At 65.6% G+C, this 26,366-nt stretch carries 28 protein-coding genes; 6 read left to right on the top strand and 22 right to left on the bottom strand.

Features of this window, described 5'->3' with window-relative positions; genetic code table 11:
- Window positions 1-37: 37 nt before the first annotated feature.
- From H597_RS0125175 to H597_RS32445, 9 genes are all read right to left on the bottom strand, one after another.
- Window positions 38-2,929 carry a ribonucleoside-diphosphate reductase subunit alpha gene (locus tag H597_RS0125175; protein WP_028104545.1) on the bottom strand — a complete coding sequence of 964 codons (2,892 nt, stop codon included), beginning with the start codon at window positions 2,927-2,929 and terminating at the stop codon, window positions 38-40.
- Window positions 2,930-3,261: 332 nt separating this feature from the next.
- The gene (locus H597_RS0125170) at window positions 3,262-4,695 is read right to left on the bottom strand and encodes a sigma-54-dependent transcriptional regulator (protein WP_028104544.1); all 1,434 of its coding nucleotides are present in this window, start codon (window positions 4,693-4,695) and stop codon (window positions 3,262-3,264) included.
- Window positions 4,692-6,338 (bottom strand): sensor histidine kinase, encoded by a 1,647-nt coding sequence (locus H597_RS0125165; RefSeq protein WP_028104543.1) that lies wholly within the window; start codon window positions 6,336-6,338, stop codon window positions 4,692-4,694. The genes H597_RS0125170 and H597_RS0125165 overlap by 4 nt, the downstream gene beginning before the upstream one ends.
- 12 nt (window positions 6,339-6,350) lie before the next feature.
- Window positions 6,351-6,599 (bottom strand): PP0621 family protein, encoded by a 249-nt coding sequence (locus H597_RS0125160; protein ID WP_028104542.1) that lies wholly within the window; start codon window positions 6,597-6,599, stop codon window positions 6,351-6,353.
- Complete coding sequence (locus H597_RS0125155; protein WP_028104541.1) at window positions 6,596-7,399, bottom strand: cytochrome C assembly family protein; 804 nt, start codon at window positions 7,397-7,399, stop codon at window positions 6,596-6,598. Before H597_RS0125155 ends, H597_RS0125160 begins: the two co-directional genes overlap by 4 nt.
- A gap of 80 nt (window positions 7,400-7,479) precedes the next feature.
- Complete coding sequence (locus H597_RS0125150) at window positions 7,480-8,268, bottom strand: ABC transporter ATP-binding protein (RefSeq protein ID WP_028104540.1); 789 nt, start codon at window positions 8,266-8,268, stop codon at window positions 7,480-7,482.
- Window positions 8,269-9,084, bottom strand: a complete 816-nt coding sequence (locus tag H597_RS0125145) for an ABC transporter permease (RefSeq protein ID WP_028104539.1) — start codon at window positions 9,082-9,084, stop codon at window positions 8,269-8,271.
- Window positions 9,081-10,055, bottom strand: coding sequence for an ABC transporter substrate-binding protein (locus H597_RS0125140; protein ID WP_028104538.1), 975 nt, complete (start codon window positions 10,053-10,055; stop codon window positions 9,081-9,083). The genes H597_RS0125145 and H597_RS0125140 overlap by 4 nt, the downstream gene beginning before the upstream one ends.
- A 63-nt stretch (window positions 10,056-10,118) precedes the next feature.
- Window positions 10,119-10,910, bottom strand: a complete 792-nt coding sequence (locus tag H597_RS32445) for a M48 family metallopeptidase (protein WP_154668281.1) — start codon at window positions 10,908-10,910, stop codon at window positions 10,119-10,121.
- Window positions 10,911-11,114: 204 nt separating this feature from the next.
- Between H597_RS32445 and ffh the strand changes: the two genes are divergently transcribed.
- The 4 genes from ffh (at window position 11,115) to H597_RS32435 (ending at window position 15,431) form a co-directional block, all read left to right on the top strand.
- Complete coding sequence (gene ffh / locus H597_RS0125130) at window positions 11,115-12,482, top strand: signal recognition particle protein (protein ID WP_028104537.1); 1,368 nt, start codon at window positions 11,115-11,117, stop codon at window positions 12,480-12,482.
- A gap of 190 nt (window positions 12,483-12,672) precedes the next feature.
- On the top strand, window positions 12,673-13,053 hold the full coding sequence (locus tag H597_RS34400; protein WP_028104536.1) for an SWIB/MDM2 domain-containing protein: 381 nt from the start codon (window positions 12,673-12,675) through the stop codon (window positions 13,051-13,053).
- 65 nt (window positions 13,054-13,118) lie between these two features.
- Entirely contained in the window at window positions 13,119-14,270 is a 1,152-nt protein-coding gene (locus H597_RS0125120; protein WP_028104535.1) for an MFS transporter, read from the top strand.
- Window positions 14,271-14,279: 9 nt separating this feature from the next.
- The gene (locus tag H597_RS32435; protein ID WP_035375287.1) at window positions 14,280-15,431 is read left to right on the top strand and encodes an MFS transporter; all 1,152 of its coding nucleotides are present in this window, start codon (window positions 14,280-14,282) and stop codon (window positions 15,429-15,431) included.
- A gap of 3 nt (window positions 15,432-15,434) precedes the next feature.
- On the opposite strand, the gene H597_RS35740 is transcribed toward H597_RS32435, so the two are convergent.
- The 5 genes from H597_RS35740 to H597_RS0125090 all read right to left on the bottom strand — a co-directional run bounded on the left by H597_RS35740 (window position 15,435) and on the right by H597_RS0125090 (window position 20,368).
- On the bottom strand, window positions 15,435-16,505 hold the full coding sequence (locus tag H597_RS35740) for a trypsin-like serine protease (protein ID WP_028104534.1): 1,071 nt from the start codon (window positions 16,503-16,505) through the stop codon (window positions 15,435-15,437).
- Window positions 16,506-16,735: 230 nt separating this feature from the next.
- Window positions 16,736-17,308 (bottom strand): hypothetical protein, encoded by a 573-nt coding sequence (locus H597_RS33570; protein ID WP_051294103.1) that lies wholly within the window; start codon window positions 17,306-17,308, stop codon window positions 16,736-16,738.
- 5 nt (window positions 17,309-17,313) lie between these two features.
- Window positions 17,314-17,844: a hypothetical protein gene (locus H597_RS0125100; protein WP_028104533.1), complete on the bottom strand. Its 531-nt coding sequence runs from the start codon at window positions 17,842-17,844 to the stop codon at window positions 17,314-17,316.
- A gap of 140 nt (window positions 17,845-17,984) precedes the next feature.
- Window positions 17,985-18,638: a lytic transglycosylase domain-containing protein gene (locus H597_RS0125095; RefSeq protein ID WP_083941298.1), complete on the bottom strand. Its 654-nt coding sequence runs from the start codon at window positions 18,636-18,638 to the stop codon at window positions 17,985-17,987.
- A gap of 5 nt (window positions 18,639-18,643) precedes the next feature.
- Window positions 18,644-20,368: a proline--tRNA ligase gene (locus H597_RS0125090; RefSeq protein WP_028104531.1), complete on the bottom strand. Its 1,725-nt coding sequence runs from the start codon at window positions 20,366-20,368 to the stop codon at window positions 18,644-18,646.
- A 162-nt stretch (window positions 20,369-20,530) separates the two neighbouring features.
- Here H597_RS0125090 and H597_RS0125085 point away from each other — a divergent pair, with 162 nt between their 5' ends.
- Both H597_RS0125085 and H597_RS0125080 read left to right on the top strand, forming a co-directional pair.
- A complete protein-coding gene (locus tag H597_RS0125085; RefSeq protein ID WP_028104530.1) occupies window positions 20,531-21,127 on the top strand; it encodes an RNA pyrophosphohydrolase in 597 nt (198 codons plus the stop codon).
- 52 nt (window positions 21,128-21,179) lie between these two features.
- Window positions 21,180-21,605, top strand: coding sequence for a DUF1841 family protein (locus H597_RS0125080; RefSeq protein WP_028104529.1), 426 nt, complete (start codon window positions 21,180-21,182; stop codon window positions 21,603-21,605).
- On the opposite strand, the gene H597_RS0125075 is transcribed toward H597_RS0125080, so the two are convergent.
- The 8 genes from H597_RS0125075 to H597_RS0125040 form a co-directional block, all read right to left on the bottom strand.
- Window positions 21,589-21,849, bottom strand: a complete 261-nt coding sequence (locus H597_RS0125075) for a hypothetical protein (protein ID WP_028104528.1) — start codon at window positions 21,847-21,849, stop codon at window positions 21,589-21,591. The genes H597_RS0125080 and H597_RS0125075 overlap by 17 nt on opposite strands.
- On the bottom strand, window positions 21,850-22,086 hold the full coding sequence (locus H597_RS0125070) for a hypothetical protein (RefSeq protein WP_154668280.1): 237 nt from the start codon (window positions 22,084-22,086) through the stop codon (window positions 21,850-21,852). It lies immediately after the preceding gene.
- 100 nt (window positions 22,087-22,186) lie between these two features.
- Window positions 22,187-22,630, bottom strand: a complete 444-nt coding sequence (locus H597_RS0125065; protein WP_154668279.1) for a hypothetical protein — start codon at window positions 22,628-22,630, stop codon at window positions 22,187-22,189.
- An 80-nt stretch (window positions 22,631-22,710) separates the two neighbouring features.
- Window positions 22,711-24,858: a xanthine dehydrogenase family protein molybdopterin-binding subunit gene (locus H597_RS0125060; RefSeq protein ID WP_028104525.1), complete on the bottom strand. Its 2,148-nt coding sequence runs from the start codon at window positions 24,856-24,858 to the stop codon at window positions 22,711-22,713.
- Window positions 24,855-25,322 (bottom strand): (2Fe-2S)-binding protein, encoded by a 468-nt coding sequence (locus H597_RS0125055; RefSeq protein ID WP_028104524.1) that lies wholly within the window; start codon window positions 25,320-25,322, stop codon window positions 24,855-24,857. Before H597_RS0125055 ends, H597_RS0125060 begins: the two co-directional genes overlap by 4 nt.
- Before the next feature lie 108 nt (window positions 25,323-25,430).
- Window positions 25,431-25,649, bottom strand: coding sequence for a hypothetical protein (locus H597_RS0125050; protein WP_028104523.1), 219 nt, complete (start codon window positions 25,647-25,649; stop codon window positions 25,431-25,433).
- 28 nt (window positions 25,650-25,677) lie between these two features.
- Window positions 25,678-26,019: a c-type cytochrome gene (locus tag H597_RS0125045; protein ID WP_028104522.1), complete on the bottom strand. Its 342-nt coding sequence runs from the start codon at window positions 26,017-26,019 to the stop codon at window positions 25,678-25,680.
- An 11-nt stretch (window positions 26,020-26,030) separates the two neighbouring features.
- Window positions 26,031-26,351: a c-type cytochrome gene (locus H597_RS0125040; RefSeq protein ID WP_028104521.1), complete on the bottom strand. Its 321-nt coding sequence runs from the start codon at window positions 26,349-26,351 to the stop codon at window positions 26,031-26,033.
- Between the last annotated feature and the right edge of the window lie 15 nt (window positions 26,352-26,366).

Raw genomic sequence — 26,366 nt, 5'->3', positions numbered from 1 at the left:
TGACACTGTTTTGCCGGTTTTGACTATGACTATTGTATTACTGGCAGGCTTCGCACTCTTCGAAACCGTCGTCACCAGGACGCAGGTAGCAGGCGGCGCCATCTGCCTCAGCCGTTACAGCGGCCGGGGCGACCGGCACGGCTGCCGATACCGCGTTCAGGGCGCCGGTACGGGTGGTGGATTTCTCCATGTGCGAGGCGGCGATGGTGCGCAGGTAGTAGGTGGTCTTCAAACCGCGCAGCCATGCCAGCTTATACGTCTCATCCAGCGTCTTGCCCGATGCGCCGGCCATGTAAATGTTCAGCGACTGGGCCTGGTCGATCCACTTCTGGCGGCGCGATGCCGCTTCCACCAGCCAGCTTGGCGACACTTCGAACGCGGTGGCGTAGATGTCGCGCAGGTCTTGCGGGGCGCGGTCGATCTTGCTCAGCGAGCCGTCGAAGTACTTCAGGTCGGCGATCATCACTTCGTCCCACAGGTCGCGTGCCTTCAGGTCGCGCACCAGGTAGGCGTTGATCTCGGTGAATTCGCCCGACAGGTTGGACTTCACGTACAGGTTCTGGAAGGTCGGCTCGATGCAAGCGGACACGCCGATGATGTTCGAAATGGTCGCGGTCGGAGCGATCGCCACGCAGTTCGAGTTACGCATGCCGAACTTGGCGATGCGCTCGCGCACCGGGGTCCAGTCCATCGCCGACGACAGGTCCTGCTCCAGGTAGCCGCCGCGCTGTTCCGCCAGCAGGCGCACCGAGTCCTGCGGCAGGATGCCGCGCGACCACAGGGAGCCTTCGTACGATTCGTACCTGCCGCGTTCTTCGGCCAGCTCGGTCGAAGCCAGGTAGGCGTAGTAGCACACCGCTTCCATCGAGGTGTCGGCGAAGTTCACCGCTTCCATCGAGGCGTATGGCACGCGCATCATGTGCAGGCAGTCCTGGAAGCCCATCACGCCCATGCCGACCGGACGGTGGCGCATATTGGCGTTGCGTGCTTTTTCGACGGCGTAGTAGTTGATGTCGATCACGTTGTCCAGCATGCGCATTGCGGTGCGGATGGTCTTCTGCAGCTTGACGTGGTCGATCTTGCCTTCCTTCATGTGGGCCGGCAGGTTCACCGAACCCAGGTTGCAGACGGCGATTTCGTCGGCATTGGTGTTCAGGGTGATCTCGGTGCACAGGTTCGAGCTGTGCACCACGCCCACGTGCTGCTGCGGCGAACGGATGTTGCATGGGTCCTTGAAGGTGATCCATGGGTGGCCGGTTTCGAACAGCATCGACAGCATCTTGCGCCACAGGTCCAGCGCTTCGATCTTCTTGAACAGGCGCAGTTCGCCGCGCGCCGCCTTGGCTTCGTAGCCCAGGTAGGCTTCTTCGAATTCCTTGCCGAACTTGTCGTGCAGGTCAGGCACGTCGGACGGCGAGAACAGGGTCCAGCTGCCCTTTTCCATCACGCGCTTCATGAACAGGTCTGGGATCCAGTTGGCGGTGTTCATGTCGTGGGTGCGGCGGCGGTCGTCGCCGGTGTTCTTGCGCAGGTCGAGGAATTCCTCGATGTCCATGTGCCAGGTTTCCAGGTAGGCGCAGACCGCGCCCTTGCGCTTGCCGCCCTGGTTGACCGCCACGGCGGTGTCGTTCACCACTTTCAGGAATGGCACCACGCCTTGCGATTTGCCGTTGGTGCCCTTGATGTGGGCGCCCAGGGCGCGCACCGGGGTCCAGTCGTTGCCCAGGCCGCCGGCGAACTTGGCCAGCAGCGCGTTTTCCTTGATGGCGTCGTAGATGCCTTCCAGGTCATCCGACACGGTGGTCAGGTAGCAGGACGACAGCTGCGAGCGCTGGGTGCCGGAGTTGAACAGGGTCGGGGTCGACGACATGAAGTCGAAGGTCGACAGCAGGTTGTAGAACTCGATGGCGCGCGCTTCGCGGTCCGCTTCGTTCAGGGCCAGGCCCATGGCGACGCGCATGTAGAAGGCCTGCGGCATTTCGATGCGCACATCGCGCACGTGCAGGAAGTAGCGGTCGTACAGGGTTTGCAGGCCGATGTAGCCGAACTGCAGGTCGCGGTCGGCCACCAGGGCCTTGGCCAGCTTGGCCAGGTCGAACTTGCCCAGTTCTTCGTTCAGCAGCTCGGCGGCGATGCCCTTGGCGATGTACTGCGGGAAGTACTCGATGTAAGCGGCGGCGGCGCCGGCTTGCGGCACTTCCTTGCCGAATACTTCCTTGCGGATGGTGTGCAGCAGGATGCGGGCCGTCACTTGCGAGTAGGCCGGGTCCTTTTCCATCAGCGCGCGGGCAGCCAGGATGGCGGACTTGTGCAGTTCTTCGACCGGCACGCCGTCGTACAGGTTCTTCACGGTTTCGGCCAGGATGGCGTCGGCATCGACGTGCTTTTCCAGGCCCTTGCAGGCGGCGCCGATCAGGTCGCGCACTTCCTGCATCACCAGCGGACGGGCGACGCCGTTCTCGGTGACATTGATCTGCGGTTCGGCGGCGGCCGTGGCACCGGACGCTTCCTTCTTCAGGCGGCGCTCTTCCATGTGCTTGGCGCGGTACAGCACGTAGGAGCGGGCCACGTCGTGTTCGCCCGAGCGCATCAGGGCCAGCTCAACCTGGTCTTGCACGTCTTCGATATGGAAGGTGCCGCCGGCGGGCTGGCGGCGCATCAGGGCCTCCACCACGTTGTTGGTCAACGCTTCCACCAGCTCACGGATGCGGGCGGAAGCCGCACCCTGGCCGCCGTTCACCGCCAGGAAAGCCTTGGTCATGGCCACGGCAATCTTGGATGGCTCGAACGCCACCACCGCGCCGTTGCGGCGGATGATGCGGTAGTCGGCCATCTGGCTGGCGGAAACAGCGACGCCGCCGGCGGTTTCACCAGCGGAAACAGGCACTTGCAGCGCCTGGTTGGTGGAAATGTCTTGAGTAGATTGCATTTATGCTCCGCGTATTCAGTATTTGTTTATGACTACTATATCTAGTGAACTATCAAATTCCGTCCACTAATTGTAGTGACGGGATCCGGATCGTACAAGGTGAAATTTTTTCGTTTAGACCACGATTTCTTGTTGACTTTTTCTATCTCCAATCACCACGGGCGAACGGCGGTGTGCGAGCACTAACACTGATTTTTGCGTGCTGGCTTATTAAGCAATGTTGCGGCGCAGCAGGAACTTGTGCGTTGGCGAAAACGCTACACGATTCGAGGGGATTTTCGCGGCGGAGCGGGATTATAGACGAATCGGGCGGCCGCCGCCGCCCGTGTCGACTAGCTTGGGTCCTGGATGTTCAGCTTCTGCATCTGGTAGCGCAGCTGGCGGAAGCTGATGCCCAGCAGTTGGGCAGCCTGGGTGCGGTTGTAATGGGTCTGCCCCAGGGCGCGCGTGATGATGTCGCGTTCCACCGCCTCCAGGTAGGCCGGCAAGTTGCTGGGCAGGACGTCGAACACCGGCAGCGGCGGCATCGCCGCTTCGCCGGCCGGCGCGGCCGCGCCGGAAACTGGCGCCTCGGCCGCCGGCGCGACCGGGGCAGCCGGCACTGGCGGCGGCAGCAAGGCCCCCTTCAACGCCAGGTCTTCCGCCGAAATCACGCCGTCGTTGGAGAACGCCAGCGCCCGTTCCAGGATGTTTTCCAGCTCGCGCACATTGCCGGGGAAGGGGTAACCCTTCAATACATCCAGCACGCCCGGGGCCAGCACGGCCTTGTGCTCGAAGTTGCCCAGCCGCGCCAGGATGGCCTCGACCAGCTCCTCCAGGTCGTCGAGCCGCTCGCGCAGCGGCGCCAGGCGCAGTTCGATCACGTTCAGGCGGTAGAACAAGTCTTGCCGGAACTGGCCGTCCTCCACCAGCTTTTCCAGGTTCTTGTGGGTGGCGCTGATGATGCGCACATCGACCGGCTCTTCGGCCGTGGCGCCAATCTTGCGCACGCGCCGCTCCTGGATGGCGCGCAGCAGCTTGACCTGCATGGCCAGCGGCAGGTCGGCCACCTCGTCCAGCATCAGGGTGCCGCCGTTGGCGGCCTGGAAGAAGCCGTCGCGCTCGTCGACCGCGCCGGTGAAGGCGCCCTTGCGGTAGCCGAAGAACTCGGCCTCCATCAGCGCTTCCGGGATGGCGCCGCAGTTGACGGCGATGAAAGGTTTGTCGGCGCGCGAGCTTTGCGCGTGGATTTCGCGCGCCGCCAGCTCCTTGCCGCTGCCCGACTCGCCGTTGATGGCGATCGGCGCCATCGAGCGCGCCAGGCGGCTGATCTGGTCGCGCAGCGACTGGATCGCGGCCGAATTGCCGCGCAGGCGGCTCTTTTGCGGGCCGCGCGCCGGCGCCGCGGCCGGCTCCTGGCCGGTCACTTTCAGCGCCGACTGCACCAGCACGCGCAGCTGGTCCAGCTGGACCGGCTTGCTGACGTAGTCGAAGGCGCCGGCCTTGAGCGCGACCACGGCGTTTTCCGCGCTGCCGAACGCCGTCACCACCGCGATCGGGGTGTTCTTGCCGCTGGCCGTCACTTCGCGCACCAGTTCCAGTCCCAGCCCGTCGGGCAGGCGCATATCGGTCAGCACAAGCTGGTAATCTTTTTCGGCGAACAGCTGGCGCGCATGCTGAAGGGTCTCGGTGCTGTCCACGTCCAGCCCCATCTTCAACAGGGTAATTTCCAGCAGCTCGCGCAGGTCGGCTTCGTCGTCAACGACCAGCACACGTGGAGAAGTCATGCAAATCTCGCAAAAGTAATAACAAAGCGGCCACTCGACTTGCGGGCGCCGCCCTCCGTCATGCCGGCTTCGAAACGGTGTTCGTAATCGAGCATGGCATCGTTATTCAAGCACAATTCGCGCGCGAGATACAGGCCCAGGCCGGTTCCCTTGCTGGAAGTGGTGTAAAACGGCTCAAACAGGTGGGCCCGCACCTGCGGCGAAATGCCCGGACCGTCGTCCTGCACATGCAGCTCCAGCGAGCGGCCGTCGACCTGCACGATGAAGACGCGGATGCAGGCCGGCGTGCCGCTGGCATAGCGCACCGCGTTGTTGAGCAGGTTGATCAGCACTTCGCGCAGGTGCAGCGGGTCGAAGCGCACTTTCACCCCCGGCATGGCGGCCAGCTGCACGATGCGGGTGTCCAGGTTATGGGTTTCGTCGAATTCGGTCTTCAGTTCGGCCAGGAAAGTTTCCAGCTGCAGCGGTTCGTGATGGCTTTGCGCCTTGCGCGACAGTTTCAGGATGTCTTCCACCATGCGGTTGACGCGCGCCACATTGTCGCTGACGATCTTCAGCAGCCGCTTGTGCACCGGCTCCACCAAGTCTTCCTCCAGCAGCGAATTGGCGTGGCCGATGGCCGACAAGGGATTGCGCACCTCGTGCGCGATGCTGGCCGTCAGGCGCCCCATGGAGGCCAGCTTCAGTTGCTGCGCCTTCTCCTCGATGCCGGTGACGTCTTCCAGGAAGATCACATTGCGCTCCACGCCCAGGCCGGTCGTGTCGGCGGCGGCAAACCGCAGCTTCAGATGCAGCGGCACGTCGCGCCGCGCACTCCAGGCGGCCGTCAATTCCGCCAGTTCCGGATCGGCAAAGGGCTTGATGGTGACGAAGGCGGTCGCCTGCCCCTGGTCGGCGCGCCAGCTGTCGTAGGCGGCGGAAATCGGTTGCAGCGCGGCGGCGTCCAGCTCCGGCGCGGCCGCGCCCAGCATTTGCTGCGCCGCCGGGTTGCTCATGTCGACCGCGCCGTCCGGCCGCACCACCAGGATACCGTCGGCCGAATGGGCGATGACCAGGCGGTTGACCGCCTGCTGCACGCCCACTTCGATGCCGCGCTGGGCCGCCAGTTCTTCCTGGCCGATCAGGCGCGCCGCCATGCGGTTCACCAGCAGCACGGCGGAAAAACAGGCGACGCCGTACAGGCCGGCCTGCATCACCAGCGATTCGCCCTGGGCAATCGCTTCATAGGTGCTGTGCGCCAGCATGAACAGGGTGGCCAGCGACGCGCTGAACAGCGCCAGCACCAGCGGCGCCAGGATGGCGCAGCCGGCCAGCGGGAACAGGTAAAGGATGGCCAGGCCGGAGCGCATGCCGCCGGCGACCACGTACAGCAGCGAGATGCAGGTCAGGTCGCAGGCCACCTGCGACATCAGCTGCAGCATGAAATGGCGCCGCCAGCGGCTGGCCAGCGCCTGCAGCGCGATGGCCAGCAACAGGTAGCCGATGCTGAACTGCACCGACAGCTCGCGCGAGAGCAGCTCGCCGGCCGCGAAGTAGGCCAGCAGCACCAGGGCGATCACGATGCGGGTCGCGCCCAGCGCTTTCAGGGAGCGCCAGAAAGTGTCGCGCGAGGCGGCCGAGAGGGAGTGGAGGTGGGCAAACACGCTGCGGCAGCCTCAATGCGGCGCGTGCGCCGGGCTGCAATAATCGCGGCCGTTGGCCGGCACGTTTTCCGAGGCCGGGAAATGCACGCCGCAATGGGCGCATTGCAACATCCTTTCGATGGGCTGCTCGGCGGCGCGCGGCGGCGGATTCGGCGCCGGCGCCGCCCCGCCCGGCGGCGGGCCGCTCATCTTGCGCAGCTTGCTGCGCACGGCAGCGGCCACCAGGAACACCAGGGCCAGCCAGAACAGGAGCCGCGTCATGCCGGCCCCCGGTGCAGCACCACTTCCAGCACAAAGCGGCTGCCGACATAGGCCAGCAGCAAGGTGGCAAAGCCGGCCAGCGTGAAGCTCAGCGCCGTCTTGCCGCGCCAGCCGCGCCAGTAGCGCCCGGCCAGCAAGGCGGCGAACAGGCCCCAGGACAGCAGGGTGAACACGGATTTATGGTCCCAGCGCAGCGCGCGGCCGAACAATTCCTCGCTGAAGACGACGCCCGACAGGACGGTCAGGCTGAGCAGCACGAAGCCGAAGCCGATCAGGCGGAACAGCAGGCGCTCCATGGTCAGCAGGGCCGGCAGCTGGTCCAGCGCGGCGGCGAACAGGCCCGGCCGGCCGCTGCGCGTGTGCAGGCGCGATTCCTGCAGCGCCATCAGCACGGCGTGGAAGGCGGCGATGGTCAGCGTGCTGTAGGCCAGCGTGGCGATGGCGATATGCCAGCCCAGCATGGCGGCGTGGCTGGTGGGCGGAATCAGGGTGCCGGGGAAGCCGGCCTGCAGCGCCACGGCCAGGGCGGCCACCGGCATGACGATGCGGCGCAACCCGTCCAGCGGAAAGTTCTGGTTTTCCAGCCAATAGGCGCCGACCGAGATCCACAGGGCCGAGGAGAGCATGGTGGCAAAGCCGATGCGCAGCGCGCCCGGCACCATCACATCGGCCCACAGGGCCGCGCCGTGCAGCAGCCAGGCGCCCGCCGTCAAGGCGGCAATGGGCACGCTCTTGCGCGTTGGCAGGAAACCGCAAATCAGGTAAAGCAGCGTTGCTGCAATCAGGAAGTAAGTTTGCATCCGGTAAGTTTAACACTGAGCGTCCACGCTGCCAGCTCCCGACGCGCAGCGCATGCCCGGCGCTGGCGGCGCAGGGTCGTTCAGTCCACCGCCGCGGCCCGCAGCTCGGCGTTGTGATGCCGTTGTTGTTCTTCCATCACCAGCAGCCCCAGTTCGCGCTTCAGGGCGTTGAATGCCGGCGCCGCCGGGTCGCGCGGGCGCGCCAGCTCGACCATCAGATCGCGCTTGACGGTGCCGGGGCGGTAAGTCATGACCACGATGCGTTCGGCCAGGTAGAGCGCTTCCTCGATGCTGTGGGTGACGAAGATGATGGTCTTTTTCAGCTCGCCCCACAGGCGCAGCAGCTCGTCCTGCAGGTTGCGCCGGGTCAGCGCGTCGAGCGCGCCGAACGGCTCGTCCATCAGCAGGATGGGCGAATCGAGCGCCAGCACGCGCGCGATGGCCACCCGCTGGCGCATGCCGCCCGACAGGTCTTTCGGGAAGCGGTGGCGGAAGTCCTGCAGCGACAGGGTATGCAGCAGGCGCTCCACCGTGGCGCGCACCTGCGCCGTCGGCAAGCCCTTGATCTCCAGCCCGAACGCCACATTGTCGGCCACCGTCATCCAGGGGAACAGGGCGTATTCCTGGAACACCATGCCGCGCTCCGGTCCCGGGCCCGCCACCGGCTGGCCGTCGGCGACGATGCTGCCGCTGCTGGGCGGGGCGAAGCCGGCGATGGCGTTCAACAGGGTCGACTTGCCGCAGCCCGAAGGCCCCAGCAGGCAGACCAGCTGGCCGCGCGGGATCTCCAGGCTGATGTTCTGCAGCGCCATCAGCGCACTGCCGAACACCTTGCTGACACCCCGCACTTCGATATGCGCTGCGCTCATTCAGCCCTCCAGGCCGCGGTGCCAGCGCAGCAGGTAGTTGTTCAGGCGGTCCATAAGCACGTCGATCGCCAGGCCCAGCAGGCCAATCGTGATCATGCCGGCGATGATCTTGTCCGACCAGAAGTACTCGCGCGCCTCGCTGATGCGGAAACCGAGGCCGTTGTTGACCGCCACCATCTCGGCCACGATCACCACGATGAAGGCGGTGCCGATGCCGATGCGCACCCCGGCCAGGATGGACGGCACGGCCGCCGGCAGAATCACGCGCAGGAACAGGGTCGGGCCGCCCGCGCCCAGGTTGCGCGCCGCGCGCAGGTAGATGCCGTCCACCTGGCGCACGCCGGCGATGGTGTTGATCAGCACGGGGAAGAAGGCGCCCAACGCAATCAGGAAGATGGCCGGCGGGTTGCCCAGGCCGAACCACAGCATGGACAGCGGGATGTAGGCGATCGGCGGCACCGGGCGGATGATCTGCACCAGCACATTGAACAGGCGGTAGGCGTGCACGCTGGCGCCCATGGCCAGGCCGAGCGGCAAGGCCAGGCCGGCGCCGATGGCAAAACCGAGCAGCACGCGGAACATGCTGCCCAGCGCATCCTGGATCAATTCGCCGGACAAGGCCCACGCCAGCCGGCTGCCCTGGCCGTCGTAGGGCTGCAGCGGCAGCAGGTATTCCAGCCACTTGCGCGCCACCGCTTCCGGCGACGGCAGGGCCTGCGGGTTGACCCAGCCCTGGTGGGTCACGATATGCCAGGCCAGCACCAGCGTGGCCGGCGCCACCAGACCCACGCCGATATCGCGCCAGGCCGCCTTCATTGCACGCCCAGCGATTTCTTGGCCTGCTCCAGCAGGTCGGTCTTGACCCAGTCCCTCGCCAGCGGCGGCCGGGCCATGCGCCCGACGCCCGTCTTCACCATGGTGTCGGTGGTGACCTGGATATGCTCGGGCGTCACGTCATAGGAATACGGCGAATTGCCGATCGCGTCCTGGAAGTCGTCGCTGCTGATCTGGCCCTTGAACACGGTCTCGCGCACGTATTTTTCCGCCGTGGCCGGCTGGTCGAGGAAGGTTCGGGTCGCCTGCACGAAGCAGCGCATGAACTTCTCGGCCAGCGGCCGGCGCTCCCTATAGAACTTCTCCGTCATCACCATGGTGCGCACCGGCGCGCCGAGCGGCGTGTCGTAGGGCTTGAGGACTTCGGCGCCATAGCCCTTGTTGATGGCCTGCGAGGATTGCGGCTCGGACTGCATCATGGCGTCGATATGCTTGCCCAGCAAGGCCTGGTTCAGATCGGCGTAGGCCAGCAGCACCGTCTGCACATCCTTGCCCGGCTGCTCGGACACCGTCAGGCCGGCCTGCTGCAGCTCGGCCAGCAGCAGCACTTCCTGGATGCCGCCGCGCGTCACGCCGACCTTTTTGCCCTTCAAGTCCTTGACCGACTTGATGTTCAGCTCGGGACGCGCCACCAGGCGCGCGCCGCCCTTGGCAAAGCCGGCCACCACATAGATCGGCGCCCCGCCGGCGCGGCCGGCGATGGCCGCTTCGGACGCGGTGGCGCCCACATCGAGTTCACCGGCGATGATCGCCGACATCACGTCCAGGCCCTTGGGGAAGACCCGCTCTTCGACCTTGATGCCGCATTTGGGCGCGATCTCCTTGATATAGGACACGGCGCCATAATGGGCAAACTTCAGGTTCCCCAGCCGCACCACGTCCTGCGCCTGGGCGCCGCCCGCCGCCACCCATGCCGCCAGCACCACCAATTTGCCGATACGTTCCAGTGTCATACGGATCTCCCTTGAATTGTTGGCCTGCGGGGCCACGCCCATCATAGCGGACGGCGCGGCGGCTTACAGCGCACTGCGTTCGCGCTGCTGCGCCAGGCGTTCCGCGCAGGGCGGATGGATGGCGAGGTAGGCGCGCTGCGGGCCGTCGGTGCCGGCCAGCGTTTCCTGCAGCTCGGCCAGGTTGCGCAGCGACAGGCCATTATGCTCGAGCAGGTCGGCCGCGTACTGGTCCGCTTCGATCTCGGCCTGCAGCGGCCAGGCCAGCTGCGGCGCGCGCGCCGCCACGCTGGCGACCAGCCAGTCCGTATCGCCCAGCACGATGGCGGCGCCGGCCGGCAGGATCGCTTCGCGCACCAGGCGGCGCAGCATGTGGCGGCGCTGCTGGTGGCCCAGCTCATGCGCCAGCACGGCCAGCACGGCGCCGTCGTCGGGCAGGGCCAGCAGCAGCTGGTCGGTCAGGATGATGTCGCCCGACGGCAGCGTGAAGGCGGCGGCGCCCGCATGGCCGCTGCGAAACAGCAGCTGGCGGCGCGGCGCGCCTTCGTGCGGTGCCTGCAGGCTGGCGAACGCGGCGCTGATGCGGGCCTGGCGTCCGTCGCTCAGCTCGCTGGGCAGCAGGGTGTGCCGATCCAGTTCGCGCAACATGCCCTGCCCCAGGCGCGCTTCCAGCGCCGGCGGCACGGCCTCGGCCAGCTGCTCGGCGACCAGCGGACGCGCCAGCTGCCAGCCGGCAACCAGGGCGGCGCACGCGAGCGCCACCAGTGCGGCTTGACGCCAAGGGCGCCAATGGCGCAGCATGCCCAGCCGTCCCGGCGCGGGGGTGTCGATCAGCTCGGGAACGGCCAGCGTTTGCACAAACAATATCCTGGGAATTAATTTATAAGCAAGATGCACGGTAGTCGCATATCTTGTCAAGGAGAAACTTTGTGTATTTCGCAAAAATGTGCACGGCGGTGACAATGTGTGAGAGAGCGCCGCGCACCTGCCTTCCTGCCTCGCCCGCCGGCTACTAAGGTAAAATGGCGGGATTTTCCGCAGATATCTATTACTAGGCCACCCATGCTAGACAACCTGACTACGCGCCTTGCCAAAGTCGTCAAGACGATGCGCGGCGAGGCCCGCCTGACCGAATCGAACACCGCCGAGATGCTGCGCGAAGTGCGCATGGCGCTGCTGGAGGCCGACGTCGCCCTGCCGGCCGTGCGCGAATTCATCGCCAAGGTCAAGGACAAGGCGCTCGGCGAAGAAGTGATTTCCTCGCTGACCCCGGGCCAGGCCCTGGTCGGCGTGGTGCAGCGCGAACTGGGCGCCCTGATGGGGGCCGACCTGGGCCCGGACGCGGCGCAGCTGTCCTTCGCCCAGCAGCCGCCGGCGATCATCCTGATGGCCGGCCTGCAGGGCGTGGGGAAGACCACCACCGTCGGCAAGCTGGCCAAGTACCTGAAGGAACAGAAGAAAAAGAAAGTGCTGACGGTATCGGCCGACGTCTATCGTCCAGCCGCGATCGCCCAGCTGCAATCGGTCACCGCCCAGGTGGGCGCCGACTTCTTCCCGTCCACGGCGCAGGACAAGCCGGTCGACATCGCCCTGGCCGCGCTGGACTGGGCCAAGAAGCACCACCATGAAGTGCTGATCATCGACACCGCCGGCCGCCTCGGTATCGACGAAGAAATGATGCAGGAGATCGCCGCCGTGCACGGCGCGGTCAAGCCGATCGAAACCCTGTTCGTGGTCGACGCCATGCTGGGCCAGGACGCCATCAACACCGCCAAGGCCTTCAACGACGCCCTGCCGCTGACCGGCGTGGTGCTGACCAAGTTGGACGGCGACTCGCGCGGCGGCGCCGCGCTGTCGGTGCGCCATATCACGGGCAAGCCGATCAAGTTCGCCGGCGTGTCGGAAAAGCTGGACGGCCTGGAAGCGTTCGACCCGCAGCGCATGGCCAACCGCATCCTGGGCATGGGCGACATCCTGGCCCTGGTCGAGGAAGCGCAGAAAAACGTCGACACCAAGGCCGCGGCCGAGCTGGCGGCCAAGGTCAAGTCGGGCGGCAAGTTCGACATGAACGACTTCAAGGCCCAGCTGGCGCAGATGAAGAAGATGGGCGGCATGTCCGGCCTGCTCGACAAGCTGCCGGCCCAGTTCCAGCAAGCCGCCTCCGGCGCCAATATGGACCAGGCCGAGAAGCAGGTGCGCCGCATGGTCGGCATCATCGATTCGATGACGCCGGCCGAACGCGCCAAGCCGGAACTGATCAAGGCGGCCCGCAAGCGCCGCATCGCCGCCGGCGCCGGGGTCCAGGTGCAGGAAGTCAACCGCATGCTGAATCAGTTCGAACAGATGCAGACCATGATGAAAAAGCTGTCCGGCGGTGGCCTGATGAAGATGATGCGCTCAATGAAGGGCATGATGCCGGGCATGCGCTGAAGCGCCCTGCTCTGCGCCCGCGCAACAAAAGCCACCCGCGGGGTGGCTTTTTTTTTAATGTTGGTCCGCCATACACGTCGTTTCTGGGAAAAAACGCACAAAACACTTGCACAAGCGGCAAAGCCCCGCCAATATTAGCCGTGCGATAGTATTGCGCAATTATCCATTTGTTTGTTAAGGAGGCTCGAATATGGCAACAGCCAAGAAAGCAGCACCAGCACCAGCAAAGAAAGCCGCCGCCAAGCCGGCCGCGAAAAAAGCTGCACCGGCCAAGGCAGCCGCCAAGCCAGCAGCAAAGAAAGCCGCAGCACCCGCAGCACGTAAGCCTAACGCAGCCTTCATGAAGGCGATGACGCCATCGAGCGCACTGTCGGCCGTAGTCGGTTCCGCACCGCTGCCGCGCACCGAAGTGACCAAGAAAGTCTGGGACTACATCAAGAAACTGAACCTGCAGGACGCCGCCAACCGCCGCATGATCAATGCCGACGACAAGCTGAAGGCTGTCTTCGGCGGCAAGGCCCAGGTCTCCATGTTCGAAATGACCAAGCTGATTTCCGACCACCTGAAATAAGCTGCTTCTGGCTGTTGCAGCCGATCGAGGAGCCCCGACGCGACATCGCTCGGGGCTTTTATTTTATGCCCCCACGCACCCACGCCTTGTTGTCCCTGGCCAGCCTGGCCACGCTGGGCCCGCTGGCCTTCGATGCCTTCCTGCCCGCCCTGCCGGCCCTCGGCAAGGAATTCGACCTGCCGCTGCCCGCGCTCCAGTCGCTTCTGGCGCTGTACCTGGCGGCGCTGGCCACCTCCCACCTGCTGTCGGCCTGGGCCGCCAATGTGCTGGGCAAGCGCGCCGTCCTGCTCGCCGCCACCCTGCTCTTCTGCCTTGGCTGCGCCGTCTGCGCGCTGGCCGTGCGGCCCGTGCAACTGCAAGCCGGGCGCATCCTGCAAGGCCTCGGCGCGGGTGCTGCGGCGGCCTTCCTGCCGCTGCTGCTGCAATCGCGTTCGCGCCGCGCGCTGCGCCTGCTGGCCGAAGGCGCGATCCCGATCCTGGCGCCTTGTGCCGGCGCCTGGTTCGTGCTGGAGGCAAGCTGGCGGCATACCTTCTGGCTGGCCGCCGCAGCGGGGCTGCTGGTGATCGTGCTGGTCGCGCTGGCGCCGGCCGCCGCGCACAAAGCGGACGAGCGATTCCAGTTTGCCGAATTGACCGGCAACATCACCTTCTGGCGCTACGCCGCCTGCCACGCCCTGAGCTTTGGCGCCCTGGCGGCCGGCATGGCCAGCCTGCCCGTCCTGGTCATGCTGGACCTGCGCCTGGATGCCGGGCGGCTGGCCCTGCTGCAGTGCGCCGGCGCCCTAGCCATGCTGGTGCCGGCGCTGAAAACCATGCAGTCCCGCCTTTGGGGGCCGACCAACAACCGGCTCACCGGCGGCTTTCTGCTGATGGTCTGCGCTGCCGTCATGGCCGCCTCCTGGAGCCAGATGGAGGATGGCGTCGATCCCTTCCAATACCTGCTCGGCTGCTGGGCGGTGATGTGCGCCGGCTTTTCCATGTGCGCCACGCCATTGGCTGCCGGCGCGCTGCAAGCGGCGGGGCGGCATGCCCGCGCCGGGCTGTCGCTGCTGCAGTTTGTCACCCACGCGACCGCCGCCGCCGCCATCCTGCTCACCGCCCGCGGCAACGTCGAATTTGCCGGCGGCATCGCCTTCGGCTGCGCCGCCTTGATGGTCTTCGCAGCCTGCCTGGCGCTGCCCGGCTTTGTCTGGCGCAATTTATCGCGCGGGGAATAGCGGGCCGCCATGCACGCGCTCCAGCGCCTCGCCATCCCGCTCGCCAGCCTGACGGCCTTGGGCTTGCTGGCTTCCGACCTGTACCTGCCGGCGATCCCGGTGATGGCGGCAGACTTGGATGCGTCGATCCCTGCCGCGCAAGCGACCATGGCGCTGTTCATGGCGGCCCTGGCCTTGTCGCAGCTGGCTTGGGGCTGGGCCGCCGACCACTTCGGCGACCGCCGCACCATCATGGCCGGCACCGCCCTGCTGGGGGGCGGTAGCCTGGTGTGCGCGCTGGCGCCGGACATCGGCGTCATGCTGGCGGGCCGCCTGCTGCAGGGCCTGGGCGCGGGTGCCGCAACCGTGGCGGTGCCGGCCCTGATACGGCGCCGCTTCGACCAGGCCGACGCCGTCCGGGCGCTGGCCATGGTGGCCATGGCCGAATCGACGATTCCCGCGGTCGGCCCGGTGGCCGGCGCCGCCATCGTGCTGTATGCCGGCTGGCGCACCACGTTCTGGCTGATCGCCGCCATGGCGCTGCTGCTGCTGCCGCTGGTGGCGCATATTGTCGGTCCTGCCGCCGTGCCCGCAGGACCGCCCTTACAGCGCGGCTATGCGGCGCTGCTGCGCAACCGCCTGTACCTGCGCTATGCCCTCAGCTACGCGCTGATGTTCGGTGCCCTGCTGATGTATGTGGCCAGCGCGCCTGTGCTGGTCACGCATGCCCTGGGACTGGGGATCGAAGCGTTCGCCATCCTGCAGATTTGCGGCGTGCTGGCGTTCATGGCCGGCGCCACGGCCGCCGTGCGCATGCTGCAGCGGGTCGGCCAACAATGGCTGGCGCGCAGCGGCACGCTGCTGCAATTCCTGGCCGGCGCCGGTTTGATGGGCATGGCGCTGGCCGAGGTGTCCGGCCTGGGCGGCCTGGCGCTGCTGGCCGTGCTGGCGGCCCTGTTCTGCGCCGGGCTTGGCCTGCGCGGCCCCGCCACCATGGGCGGCGCCCTGCATGCCGCGGGCGAGGATGCCGGCAAGGGCTCCGGCCTGCTGATGTTCCTGTCGTTCGCCTGTGTGGCGGGCGCCACCCAGTTGGTGGCGCCTTTCCTGCATTACGGCTTGCTGCCGCTAGGCGCCCTGCTGTTCGCCATGGTCAGCGCCAGCGCCCTGCTGCTGCCCAGGTAAGCCTTAGCGCGCTTGCTTGCGGCGACGCGCGCCAGCCAGCGCCAGCAGGCCCAGGCCGAACAGCGCCAGCGGCGCCGGCTCCGGAACGAACGCTGCCGCGCCGCCGGTGGCTTCATTGATGTAGTCCAGGTAGCTGTGCAGCACCATGCCGCCGAAGTAGCTGCCGAACGCGCCTTCCACCAAGCCATCCGGCGTGCCGCCGAAGGTATTCGTGGCAATCAGCATCAGCTCGCCGTACATCTCGACAAAGGATGGGCCGCCCGAGTCGCCGCCGCCGATATTGGCTTCGCGGTCGTTTGGCAGCACAGGGCTGCATACGCCTTCGTATTTACACCAGGTATCCTGGCCGGCGCCGTCGAAGTCCGCGTACCAGACTTCCTTGCGGCCGGTGTTGCCTTTTTCATCGTCGAGATCAAACAGGTCGACGTAGTTTTCGCCGCTGCGCTTGACGCGGAATTTCGGATCGACCGTGTAGCCGTTGATGCCGTCGCCGGAAGTGCCATAGCCGGCCATGATGATGCGGGTGCCCGCCTGCAGCTCGGTCGCCGCGATCTTGTAGATCTTGGCCTCCTTGGGCGCGTCCTCGCTCAGCGTCACGACGGCCACGTCGTCATTGACGCATTGGCCCTTCATGCCGGCCGGGCAGTTGCCGAAGCCGGCATAGTCCGCGTGCATCGAAATCTTGGATGCGGCAATCGCTTGCGAGCCGGAACCGGACGAGGTCGCGTTAAAGACCGCCTTCACATAATTGCCCGGCTTATTCAGGTCGATCAGCACGCCATGCTCATTGGAGTCGACGCAATGGCCGGCCGTTACCACCTGGCGCTTGCCGACCAGTGTACCGGAGCAGATGAACAGCTCGTCATTGTTCTGGATAGCCAGGCTCACCACGCCCGAGAAACGCGACGACGCAACGTTGGCATCGACACGCGCTTCCGGCGAATCCGGGGCCGCACCTGAACTGATCATCGGCTTCACGCCGCCGACCGAAATGGCCGGCCCCGCAGCCGCGCTGCCAACAGCGCCGATGGCCAGGACGATGCCAAGCAGCTTTTTGATTGCGTTATTACCCAAAAGACCTTCTCCCTCTCATGATTATTGAAATGTTTAACTACTACAACATTTCCAAGCGAGAATCATGCCAATGGGAACTTTTTCTTTACTATCAGCTAGTTACGTTATTTAAAACTAAACAAAATTAAATAAATGTAAAAATTTTCGACAAATTAATACAATTCGCAATAGTTCAAGAATCAACTGCCCTTGCCGATGCTGAACTGCTTGATCAGGTGCACGCGGTCGTTTCAGTTTCCGCTCGGGACCTTCACATGGCGCAGCAGTTTCATGCGGGTGCCGGTCCACTCGAAGAAAGAGATGCCGCGGCGATTCTCGTCTTCCTCCGGATCGCCGATCAATACCAGCAGGCGGCTGTCGGGACGATAGCGCAGCGTGCCGCCGTTATCGAAAAAGCTGTCGTCGATATTCACGACCACATTCGATTCCACACCGGCCGGGTGAAACACCTTGCCGCTGCGGGCATCGATGATCTTGTTCATGCTGCAGCCGCTGCCGCAGCCCCAGTGGGCCAGGATGAAATGGCCGGCGAAATTCGGGTGCTGGCTCTTCGCCGCCTCCCGCAACCTGCTGCGGTACAGGCGCGCCTCGTGGTCGCCGTGCAGGCGCACGGCAGCCACCGGGCCGGTGTAAGGCCTGGCCGGATAGTCTTCGAAGCGCGGCGCATCGGCCGGGTAGTGCTCCGGGCAGATCGTATACTCGTTGCTACCGTCATCGGCCGGGGCGCCTTTGCAGGCATACGCCGCCTGCGGCGCTGCGGCAATGGCAAGCGTGGCGCCCAGCATGGTCAGAAAACGCATCATGTTTTTCAGGTATAGGATTGATCGCGGGCATGGGTACTCCATGCCACCTTGGCCACCGCCAGCAGGAACGCAAAGCGCGGCAGCAGCAGGAACCAGCCAAACTGCCCCGTCTTGACCGGGGTGGCGGGCAGGCCGTGCGGCGGCCCGTCCGAGAAGGCATATTCGGCGTTGGTGATCTTCAGGGCGAAATACCGGCCTGGTGAAATATCCGGTAGCGCCATGCCATGGCTGAACATCCAGGCCAGATAGGAGCCCATCTCGGCTCCGAATTGCACGCTAAGGCACAGCAGGATCAGGAAGGCGAAATCGATGCGGTCGCCCTCGCGCTGCAATCGGCGCGGCGACAGGATGTAGCCGGAAACCGCGCACAGTCCGACCACGGCAGCGCCAACCGGGATGAACGCGTAGACCTGGAAGGAAAAGATGCTCAGGCCAGTCTTTGCCAAGATCAGCTGGTGGATGACCAGGGTCAGGAGAAAGCTGGCGCAACAAGCGCCCCAGTGCTTCAGGCGGATCGGCAGGGCGGATGGATTCATTGGGGACGGCAGGTCTTAGTAAATCGTAAATTCTAAAGCCTGCGTACCGCGCGTACAAGCCGGGCGCCGGGGCCAGGGAATACCATGGATTCCGCCGCTGCCATGCCGTACGCACGGCATGGCCAGGCCCCGCTACAAATTCAAAGCTTCCATTTATTCCATGCCGAGAGTACCGCGTTCGGGTATTCCGGCTTGCCGCGGCTGCCGTTGTAGCGGCCCAGGGCCAAGTACAGGTTGCCATCCTCCATATCGATGTACATGCGCAGGATCGAGCAGCCGTAGCGCAGGTTGGTCTGCATATTGAACAGCTTGGAGCGGTCGCGGTCGCCGATCACATTGGTCCAGAACGGCATCACCTGCATATAGCCGCGCGCGCCGACAATCGACACGGCGTACTTGCGGTAGGCCGATTCAACCTGGATCAGCCCCAGCACCATGCCGGGGTCGAGCCCGGCGCGGCGCGCCTCGTACCAGGCGGTTTCCAGGAATTCGCGGCGCGTGAATTCGTCCGGCAGGCGGCGCTTCAGGCGGTCCGACATGGCGGCGTACCAGATGTCGTACTGCGAGCGGTCGGCGGGCGTGAGGAAGACGGGCTTGGGCGGCCGCGCATCCATGATGGCGTTGGACAACGCCACCCGCACGCCGTCGGCCAGCGCTTCCTCTTTCTGGTTGCCGGCGAAGCCGAATGGTGCGCACAGCACGCCGCTGGCGAACGCCAGCGTATGCCACCAGCGCAGCGGACGCGCCCACCAGCGGCGGCGCTCGCGTCCCTGCTTTGGCAAAAGTCCAGCCATGGCAATCACTTCTGGATCTTGCCCTTGATGAAGGCCAGGGCTTGCGCCACCGGTACAGCGGTCGCTTCGGTGTCGCGGCGGCCCTGGTATTCCAGGTTGCCTTCCTTCAGGCCACGTTCGCCGATCACCACGCGGTGCGGCACGCCAATCAGTTCCCAGTCGGCGAACATGGCGCCCGGGCGCTGGCCGCGGTCATCCAGGATGACGTCGATGCCGGCTTCCACGGCGGCGTTGTACAGCTTTTCCGTTTCGGCCTTCACCAGCTCCGAGCGGTCCATGCCCATCGGACACAGCACCAGTTCGAACGGCGCCAGCGCGGCCGGCCAGATGATGCCCTTGTCGTCGAAGTTCTGCTCGATGGCGGCGCCCAGGATACGGGTGATGCCGATGCCGTAGCAGCCCATCTGCAGCGGGGCCGGCTTCTGGTTCTCGTCCAGGAAGGTGGCCTGCATCGATTCGGAGTAGGCGGTGCCCAGCTGGAACACGTGGCCCACTTCGATGCCGCGCTCGATCGCCAGCACGCCCTTGCCGTCCGGCGAGGCGTCGCCTTCGACCACGTTGCGCAGATCGGCCACGAGGGCGGGTTCGGCCATGTCGCGGCCCCAGTTGGCGCCGGTGTAGTGGAAGTCCACCTCGTTGGCGCCGGTCACGAAGTCGGACATCAGGGCCACGGTGCGGTCGGCCACCACGGTCACAGGGGCCTTGGTGCCGATCGGGCCCAGGTAGCCAGGCTTGCAGCCATACACTTCCAGGATCTCGGCTTCGGTGGAGAAGCGGTTCTGCGCCAGGCCCGGCACCTTGCTGGCCTTGATTTCGTTCAGCTCATGGTCGCCGCGCAGCAGCAGCATGAAGTGCTGCTTGGAGCCGTCTTCCTTGTCGGCGGTCAGGGCGATGGTCTTGACGGTCTGCTTCAGGTCGATGCCCAGCAGCTTGGCCACGTCTTCGCACTTGGACGCTTTCGGGGTGGACGTCTTGGTCAGGGCGGCGCCAGCGGCGGCGCGGCTGCCCGATGCCAGCGCTTCGGCCGCTTCCATATTGGCCGCGTAGTCGGAGGTCGGGCAGTACACCAGCGCGTCTTCGCCGGTGGAGGCGATCACGTGGAATTCATGCGAACCGGTGCCGCCGATGGCGCCGTTGTCGGCCGCCACCGCGCGGAACTTCAGGCCGAAGCGGGTGAAGATGCGGGTATAGGCGTCGAACATGATCTTGTACGACTTTTGCATGCCTTCCAGGTCGCGGTCGAAGGAGTAGGCGTCCTTCATGGTGAACTCGCGGCCGCGCATCAGGCCGAAGCGCGGGCGGCGCTCGTCGCGGAACTTGGTCTGGATGTGGTAAAAATTCAACGGAATCTGGCGGTAGGACTTGATCTCGCTGCGCACCACGTCGGTGATCACTTCCTCGGAAGTGGGCTGGATGGCGAAGTCGCGGCCATGGCGGTCTTTCACGCGCAGCAGCTCCGGGCCCATTTTGTCCCAGCGGCCGGTTTCCTGCCACAGCTCGGCGGGCTGGACCAGCGGCATCAGCAGCTCAATGGCGCCGGCGTTATTCATTTCTTCGCGCACGATCGCCTCGACTTTGCGGATCACTTTCAGACCCATCGGCATATACGTGTAAATGCCGGAACCGAGGCGCTTGATCATGCCTGCGCGCATCATCAACTGGTGGCTGACGATCTCGGCGTCAGATGGAGCTTCCTTGAGGGTTGAAATAAAAAAGCGAGATGCACGCATATCGGTGAATTCTTTTTAAAAAGAGAGAGTTATAATCGACCTAATTTTAAAGGATTAGCTGGCCTGATGCGTCCAAACTTTATACAAAGAGCGCTATTACAGTAGGATTTGTAGTCAAAAATATAAGAGGACGCCTCGGCCACAGAAAGTTTGAGGTGCAATATGCTCGATCGGGAAGGGTTTCGCCCCAACGTCGGCATCATCCTGCTCAACTCGCATAACGAGGTGTGGTGGGGCAAGCGGGTGCGCGAGCACTCGTGGCAGTTCCCGCAGGGCGGGATCAAGTACGGCGAAACGCCGGAGCAAGCAATGTACCGCGAGCTCGAAGAGGAAATCGGACTGCGTCCGGAGCACGTCAAGATCATCGGCCGCACACGCGACTGGTTGCGTTACGAGGTGCCAGATCACTTCATCAAGCGGGAAATCCGCGGCCATTACCGTGGCCAGAAGCAGATCTGGTTCCTGTTGCGCATGTGTGCCCGCGACAATGACGTGAACCTGCGCTTGACCGACCATCCTGAATTCGACGCCTGGCGCTGGCACGACTATTGGGTGCCGCTGGACGTGGTGATCGAATTCAAGCGCGAAGTATATCAGCGCGCGCTGCAGGAGCTGTCACGATTCCTCACCTGGCCCGCGCATGGCGACCGGCGCCATTCTTCGCGCTATCTGCGCCAGCCGCATGGCCAGCGCGGGCAGCGCAATGGCGACAAGCCGCAGCCGGTGACGCCGCCGACGGAACTGGTAACAAAAGAATAACAAAAAGGGGCGGCCCGCGAGGGCGGCCCCTTTTTGTCTATAATGGCGGCCTATGTTTACACCGTCCTCCCACGACGTACGCCGCTTCTTCTGCGACGTCTACCGCAAAGCCCACGCCAACGAAATCATGTCGCCGATCGAGCTGATCGCGCGCGACTGGGTCATGGAGCATCCCGAATACCACGACCAGCTGAAGGACGCCGACGCGGCCATCGCGCGCGACTACTCGGTCGAGGGCGGCCAGGCCAACCCCTTCCTGCACCTGTCGATGCACTTGTCGATCACGGAGCAGCTGTCGATCGACCAGCCGCGCGGCATCCGCCCGGCGTGCGAAGCGCTGGCGCGCAAGCTCGGTTCGGAGCACGCGGCGCACCATGAAATCATGGAATGTCTGGGCGAGATGATCTGGAATTCCCAGCGCCGCGGCGTGCCGCCGGACGGCGCCGCCTATGTGGAAGCGGTCAAGCGCCGGATTTGACCAGCAGCCTAGCCACCCCGGCCAGGCCGAAGCCCGCCGCCAGCATCAAGGCGAAGCGCACGTCGGGCAGGGTATCGGCCCGCAGCGGCACGCTGCAGCCGCAAGACAGCAGCGATACGGTAAGCGCCAGCGCCAGCAGCATGGCGCCAGTGGCGAACAGTCCCGCGGCGGCCCGGCTCCCCGGCGTGCGCCAGGTCAGCCAGACGCTCAGCACGCCGACGCATAAGGCGGTCATGAAGGCCATTTACGCCTCTTCCACGCGCACGATCGGCATATGCCAGATCAGGGCGAACACCAGCGGACTGGCCACCGCCGCAAAGACCACCGCGCGCATCAGGTGCTGCGAGTCGGCCGCCAGGGCCGGCGCGACATTGATCAGCCATGGCAGCGTGGCCGCCAGCAAGGCTTGCGAACGGCGGCGCAGGCGCGCCATCAGGCAAAGCATCAGCACCGCCACACCGGCCAGCAACGCTGTGAGCATGTACACCATTTCCCGGGACCTCCGCGATTTCTCGATATGGCCATCTTAGACCAACGGTTCCCCGGAGAAACTATCCAATAATCGCGGAAGGGCAAAAAATTTACGGCCGCCGCAGCACGCAGTAGCCGCCCAGCAGGCGCGCCTGCGGCGCCGCCGCCAGTTGGCCGTCCGGCTGCAGGTGGATGCAGGCGCCGGCACGCCCTTCCAGCCGCGCCAGCATTTCCGCCAGGGTGGCCTGGTCCGCGAAATCGTCCCAGGCCGCGCCGGCACCGGGGCCCGCGCGCGGCGTGACGATGGCGTGGCTGGAGCCGAACGCCGACGCCAGGCGCAACGCCAGGCCGCCCAGCGCGGCGCGGCTGCCGCGCCCCTGCAGTACATCGGGCCAGCTGAAAGCGACGTCGCGCAGTTCCAGCGCCACGATATGGCGCGACACCTGGCGCACCAGCAGCGGCAAGGCGCCGACCCGGCCCAGGGCCCGGTCCACATGCCGCTGCAGGCCGCGCGCCGGCAGCGCGTGGCTGACATAGATTGTCGAAGTTTCCATGCTCATTCCCTCCATGCATCTATCTTTCTCCAGCATAGACCATGAATGCCACATAGAAACTATCAAATAATTGCGCCGCCCTAGGCCAGACGCAGGCCGGCCTTGGCCAGCGGCAGCGCGGTGTAGCGCTTGCCGGTGGCGGCGAACAAGGCGTTGGCCAGGGCCGGCGCCAGCGGCCCGACCGCTTCCTCGCCGACGCCGCCCGGTGCCTCGTTGCTGTCGAGGATGGTCACCGAAATCGCCGGGGTCTCCGCCAGCGACAGCAGCCGGTAGTCGGTGAAGTTGGCCTGCTCCACCGCGCCATCCTTGACCGTGATCTCGCCGTAGAAGGCCGCTGTCAGCGCGAAGATGATGCCGCCTTCCACCTGGCCGCGCACATTGCGCGGATTGACGGCGATGCCGCAGTCCAGCGCCGTGGCCACGCGGTGCAGGGTGACGCGCGACTGCGCATCGACCGACAGTTCGACCACATGGCCGATGCAGGTGCCATTGGCCCAGGCGAAGGCCATGCCGCGGTGGCGGCCCGGCGCCGCCGCCGCGCGCCAGCCGGACGCCGCTTCCAGCCGGTCCAGCAGGGCGCGTTCGCGGCTGCCCGGCTTCATCAGGCCGCGCCGGTAGTCGAAGGGGTCGGCCCCGGCGCGCAAGGCCAGCTCGTCGATGAAGCTTTCGCTGGCAAAGTCGTTCTGCGATGCCGCGACGGAGCGCCAATAGCCGAGCGGCACGCCGGCTTCGACGGTATGGGTGCGACGGATGAACGCGGGCAAGGCGTAGCAGCGGGTGGGCGGCACGCCGACCGCACTGCCGTCGAAAGGCTTGGTGTATTGCTTGTCCATGGCGAAGCGCGAATAGTTGTACACGCTGTCGCTAGCGCTGTCCATGCGCACCGCGGCCAGGGCACCGGCGGCGTCGAAGCCGGCACGCAGGCGCAGCAGCGCCGCCGGACGGTGGTAGCCGCGGCGCATATCTTCTTCGCGGCTCCAGAGCAGCTTGACCGGCGCGCCGGCCTGCTGCGCCAGCAGCGCCGCCTGCACGGCAAAGTCGGCCTCGATGCGGCGCCCGAAACCGCCGCCGCTCAAGGTGATGTGGATGGTGACGGCGTCGCGCTCGATGCCGAGCGCCTTGCCGACGTAGGTGCGGGCCAGGTCCGGCGCCTGGGTCGGCAGCCAAAGCTCGGCCTTGCCGTCCTTGACGCTGGCGGTGCCGTTCATCGGCTCCATGGTGGCGTGGGCCAGCAGGGGGACGCTGTAGCTGCGTTCCAGCCAGGCGACGGCCCTGGCCGCGCCGGCATTATGCGCGGCATTGACGTCCTCCGCCTTGGCATTGCGCGACAGCACCAGGTCGCCCTCCTCCCGCATGGCCTCGTGCAGCATGGCGCGGTACGGCGCGCTGGAATGCCGGCTGGCGGCGCCCAGGTCCCATTCCGGCTTGAGCACATTCAGCGCCTGCTGCGCGCGCCAGTAGCTGTCGGCCACCACGGCCACGGCGCCCGGCAGGCGCACCACTTTCTTCACGCCGCGCCTGGCCAGCGCCGGCTGCGCATCGAGCGCCGCCAGCGTGCCGCCGAAATGCGGGCATTGCCGGATCGCCGCATACAGCATGCCGGGCAGCTTGACATCGATGCCGTACACGGCGCTGCCGTCGGTCTTGCCCGGCAGGTCGAGCCGGGCCACGTCCTTGCCCATGTGGCGCCAGCGCTCCTTCGGCATCAGCGGCGGGTCGGCCGGCACCGGCTGGGCGGCAGCCTGCCCCGCCAAGCTTGCGTAAGCGAGCTTGCGGCCGCTCGGCCCGTGCAGCACGGCGCCGGCCTGCGTATCGCACTCGGCGGCCGGCACTTGCCATTGTTGCGCCGCGGCGCCGATCAGCATGGCGCGCGCCTGCGCCCCGGCCTTGCGCAGCTGGGCGAACTGGCGCGCCACGCCGCCGCTGCCATAGGTGGCGTATTCGCCCCAGCCGGGGTTGATGAACTGCTGTTCCAATGGCGCCATTTCGATGCGCACGGTGCGCCAGTCCAGGTCCATTTCATCGGCCAGCATTTGGGCGATGGCGGTGCCGGTGCCCTGCCCCAATTCGCTGGTGTTGGAAAGAATGGTGACGCTGCCGTCGGGCGCAATGCGCACCCAGCCCGGCGGCGGCGTCAGCGGCGCGTCGGCCGCCCCTGCCCTGCCGCCGATGGCCACCAGCAGGCCGCCCGCCGCCAGGGTCTTGAGGAAATCGCGGCGGCTGCTCATACCGCCTCCTCCAGCGGCATGCCGGCCGCACGCCGGATGGCGCGCCGCACGCGCGGGTAGGTGCCGCAGCGGCACAGGTTGGTCATGGCCGCAGCGATCTGCGCGTCGCTGGGCCGCGGCGTCGACTTGAGCAGGGCGGCGGCCGCCATCAGCATGCCCGACTGGCAATAGCCGCACTGCGGCACCTGCTCCGCGATCCAGGCCTGCTGCAAGGCGTGCGAACGGTCCGGCGACAACGCCTCGATGGTGCGCACCTTGCCCTTGCCGACGGCGCTGACCGGCATCACGCAGCTGCGTACCACCTGGCCATCGATGTGGACGGTGCAGGCGCCGCAGACGCCCGCGCCGCAGCCGTATTTGGTGCCGGTCAGCCCCAAGGTATCGCGCAGCACCCACAGCAGCGGGGTATCGCCCTCCACATCCGCGCTGCGGGCCGCGCCGTTGATCGTCAGTTTGTATGCCATGTTTCCCCCGAAAGTTGGGGGAAGATTAACAGCGGCGGCGGGCGGCGAAACGGCGCTGTGACGAATGCCGGCAACCATGGTTTGAGCGGCCAGGAAGGCCGGCGGCGCCTACCGCGGCATGAAGCACATCACGAGCAGGGCCGCCACGCTGAACGCCAGCGCCAGCGCACCGACGATTTTCGCCTTCAGCACGGGCATGGAGCGAAAGCGCGTGCACAGCCAAATGAAGAAAAAGGCGTGCAGGACCAGGAGCGTCCCAAGGACCATGCGGTATGTCGTCACGAACCCCTTCTCCTTCGCTTGCGAAAAATGAAAAAGCCCGCGCATGGCGGGCTCCTTTGGATGCGGTACTGATTCAGCGCTTCAGGACCAGCGAACCTTGCAGCGAGTGCAGGTAGGCGGCGATGTCCTGGATGTCCTTATTGGTCAGCGGTTCGACCTGTTTGGTCATGGTGCCGTCCGAGCGGCCGTTCGGCTTGTCGCCGCGCTTGTAGGCGGTCAGGGCGTGCACCAGGTAATCCTTGTGCTGGCCGGCCAGCTTCGGATAGCTCGGGTCGAGCGGGGTATTGAAGTCCTTGCCGTGGCAGGTGTTGCAGCTGTATTTCTCGGTCAGGGCCTTGCCGTTTTCAATATTGCCGCCAGCCAGGGCGCTGAACGACACGGCGGAGCAGAACAGGGCAATGATCAGTTTTTTCATGGTTCCGGGCCTTATTTCTGCTGGGAGTAGAACGCGGCGATGTCGGCAATATCCTGCTCGGACAGGCTGGTGGCGATGCCCTTCATGGACGGGTGCTTGCGCTGGCCCTTCTGGTAAGCCTTGAGTGCGTTTTCAATGTACTTGGCGGATTGGCCGCCGATCATCGGGACCTGGAACACTTCCGGGAAGGTCGCTTTATAGCCTGGGATGGCATGGCAACCGATACACATCTCGATTTTGCCTTTTGCATTCTTGGCGTCGCCGACGATGTCCGCAGCTGCGGCACCTTGCGCTACGGCGACCAGCGCGAGGAGTGCGAAGATTTTTTTCATAGTGTGGGCTTTAAA

The organism is Pseudoduganella violaceinigra DSM 15887, from assembly GCF_000425385.1.
Classification (GTDB): domain Bacteria; phylum Pseudomonadota; class Gammaproteobacteria; order Burkholderiales; family Burkholderiaceae_D; genus Rugamonas; species Rugamonas violaceinigra.
Note: the sequence above shows the minus strand (reverse complement) of the source record. Positions and strands in the feature narration are given on the sequence as shown.

What these genes read in the sequence shown, in the direction of transcription:
- H597_RS0125175 (WP_028104545.1), bottom strand. Translation starts at nt 2,929, where the DNA reads ATGCAATCTACTCAAGACATTTCCACCAACCAGGCGCTGCAAGTGCCT.
- H597_RS0125170 (WP_028104544.1), bottom strand. Translation starts at nt 4,695, where the DNA reads ATGACTTCTCCACGTGTGCTGGTCGTTGACGACGAAGCCGACCTGCGC.
- H597_RS0125160 (WP_028104542.1), bottom strand. Translation starts at nt 6,599, where the DNA reads ATGACGCGGCTCCTGTTCTGGCTGGCCCTGGTGTTCCTGGTGGCCGCT.
- H597_RS0125155 (WP_028104541.1), bottom strand. Translation starts at nt 7,399, where the DNA reads ATGCAAACTTACTTCCTGATTGCAGCAACGCTGCTTTACCTGATTTGC.
- H597_RS0125150 (WP_028104540.1), bottom strand. Translation starts at nt 8,268, where the DNA reads ATGAGCGCAGCGCATATCGAAGTGCGGGGTGTCAGCAAGGTGTTCGGC.
- H597_RS0125145 (WP_028104539.1), bottom strand. Translation starts at nt 9,084, where the DNA reads ATGAAGGCGGCCTGGCGCGATATCGGCGTGGGTCTGGTGGCGCCGGCC.
- H597_RS0125140 (WP_028104538.1), bottom strand. Translation starts at nt 10,055, where the DNA reads ATGACACTGGAACGTATCGGCAAATTGGTGGTGCTGGCGGCATGGGTG.
- ffh (WP_028104537.1), top strand. Translation starts at nt 11,115, where the DNA reads ATGCTAGACAACCTGACTACGCGCCTTGCCAAAGTCGTCAAGACGATG.
- H597_RS34400 (WP_028104536.1), top strand. Translation starts at nt 12,673, where the DNA reads ATGGCAACAGCCAAGAAAGCAGCACCAGCACCAGCAAAGAAAGCCGCC.
- H597_RS0125120 (WP_028104535.1), top strand. Translation starts at nt 13,119, where the DNA reads ATGCCCCCACGCACCCACGCCTTGTTGTCCCTGGCCAGCCTGGCCACG.
- H597_RS32435 (WP_035375287.1), top strand. Translation starts at nt 14,280, where the DNA reads ATGCACGCGCTCCAGCGCCTCGCCATCCCGCTCGCCAGCCTGACGGCC.
- H597_RS33570 (WP_051294103.1), bottom strand. Translation starts at nt 17,308, where the DNA reads ATGATGCGTTTTCTGACCATGCTGGGCGCCACGCTTGCCATTGCCGCA.
- H597_RS0125100 (WP_028104533.1), bottom strand. Translation starts at nt 17,844, where the DNA reads ATGAATCCATCCGCCCTGCCGATCCGCCTGAAGCACTGGGGCGCTTGT.
- H597_RS0125095 (WP_083941298.1), bottom strand. Translation starts at nt 18,638, where the DNA reads ATGGCTGGACTTTTGCCAAAGCAGGGACGCGAGCGCCGCCGCTGGTGG.
- H597_RS0125090 (WP_028104531.1), bottom strand. Translation starts at nt 20,368, where the DNA reads ATGCGTGCATCTCGCTTTTTTATTTCAACCCTCAAGGAAGCTCCATCT.
- H597_RS0125085 (WP_028104530.1), top strand. Translation starts at nt 20,531, where the DNA reads ATGCTCGATCGGGAAGGGTTTCGCCCCAACGTCGGCATCATCCTGCTC.
- H597_RS0125080 (WP_028104529.1), top strand. Translation starts at nt 21,180, where the DNA reads ATGTTTACACCGTCCTCCCACGACGTACGCCGCTTCTTCTGCGACGTC.
- H597_RS0125075 (WP_028104528.1), bottom strand. Translation starts at nt 21,849, where the DNA reads ATGGCCTTCATGACCGCCTTATGCGTCGGCGTGCTGAGCGTCTGGCTG.
- H597_RS0125070 (WP_154668280.1), bottom strand. Translation starts at nt 22,086, where the DNA reads ATGCTCACAGCGTTGCTGGCCGGTGTGGCGGTGCTGATGCTTTGCCTG.
- H597_RS0125065 (WP_154668279.1), bottom strand. Translation starts at nt 22,630, where the DNA reads ATGGAAACTTCGACAATCTATGTCAGCCACGCGCTGCCGGCGCGCGGC.
- H597_RS0125060 (WP_028104525.1), bottom strand. Translation starts at nt 24,858, where the DNA reads ATGAGCAGCCGCCGCGATTTCCTCAAGACCCTGGCGGCGGGCGGCCTG.
- H597_RS0125055 (WP_028104524.1), bottom strand. Translation starts at nt 25,322, where the DNA reads ATGGCATACAAACTGACGATCAACGGCGCGGCCCGCAGCGCGGATGTG.
- H597_RS0125050 (WP_028104523.1), bottom strand. Translation starts at nt 25,649, where the DNA reads ATGCGCGGGCTTTTTCATTTTTCGCAAGCGAAGGAGAAGGGGTTCGTG.
- H597_RS0125045 (WP_028104522.1), bottom strand. Translation starts at nt 26,019, where the DNA reads ATGAAAAAACTGATCATTGCCCTGTTCTGCTCCGCCGTGTCGTTCAGC.
- H597_RS0125040 (WP_028104521.1), bottom strand. Translation starts at nt 26,351, where the DNA reads ATGAAAAAAATCTTCGCACTCCTCGCGCTGGTCGCCGTAGCGCAAGGT.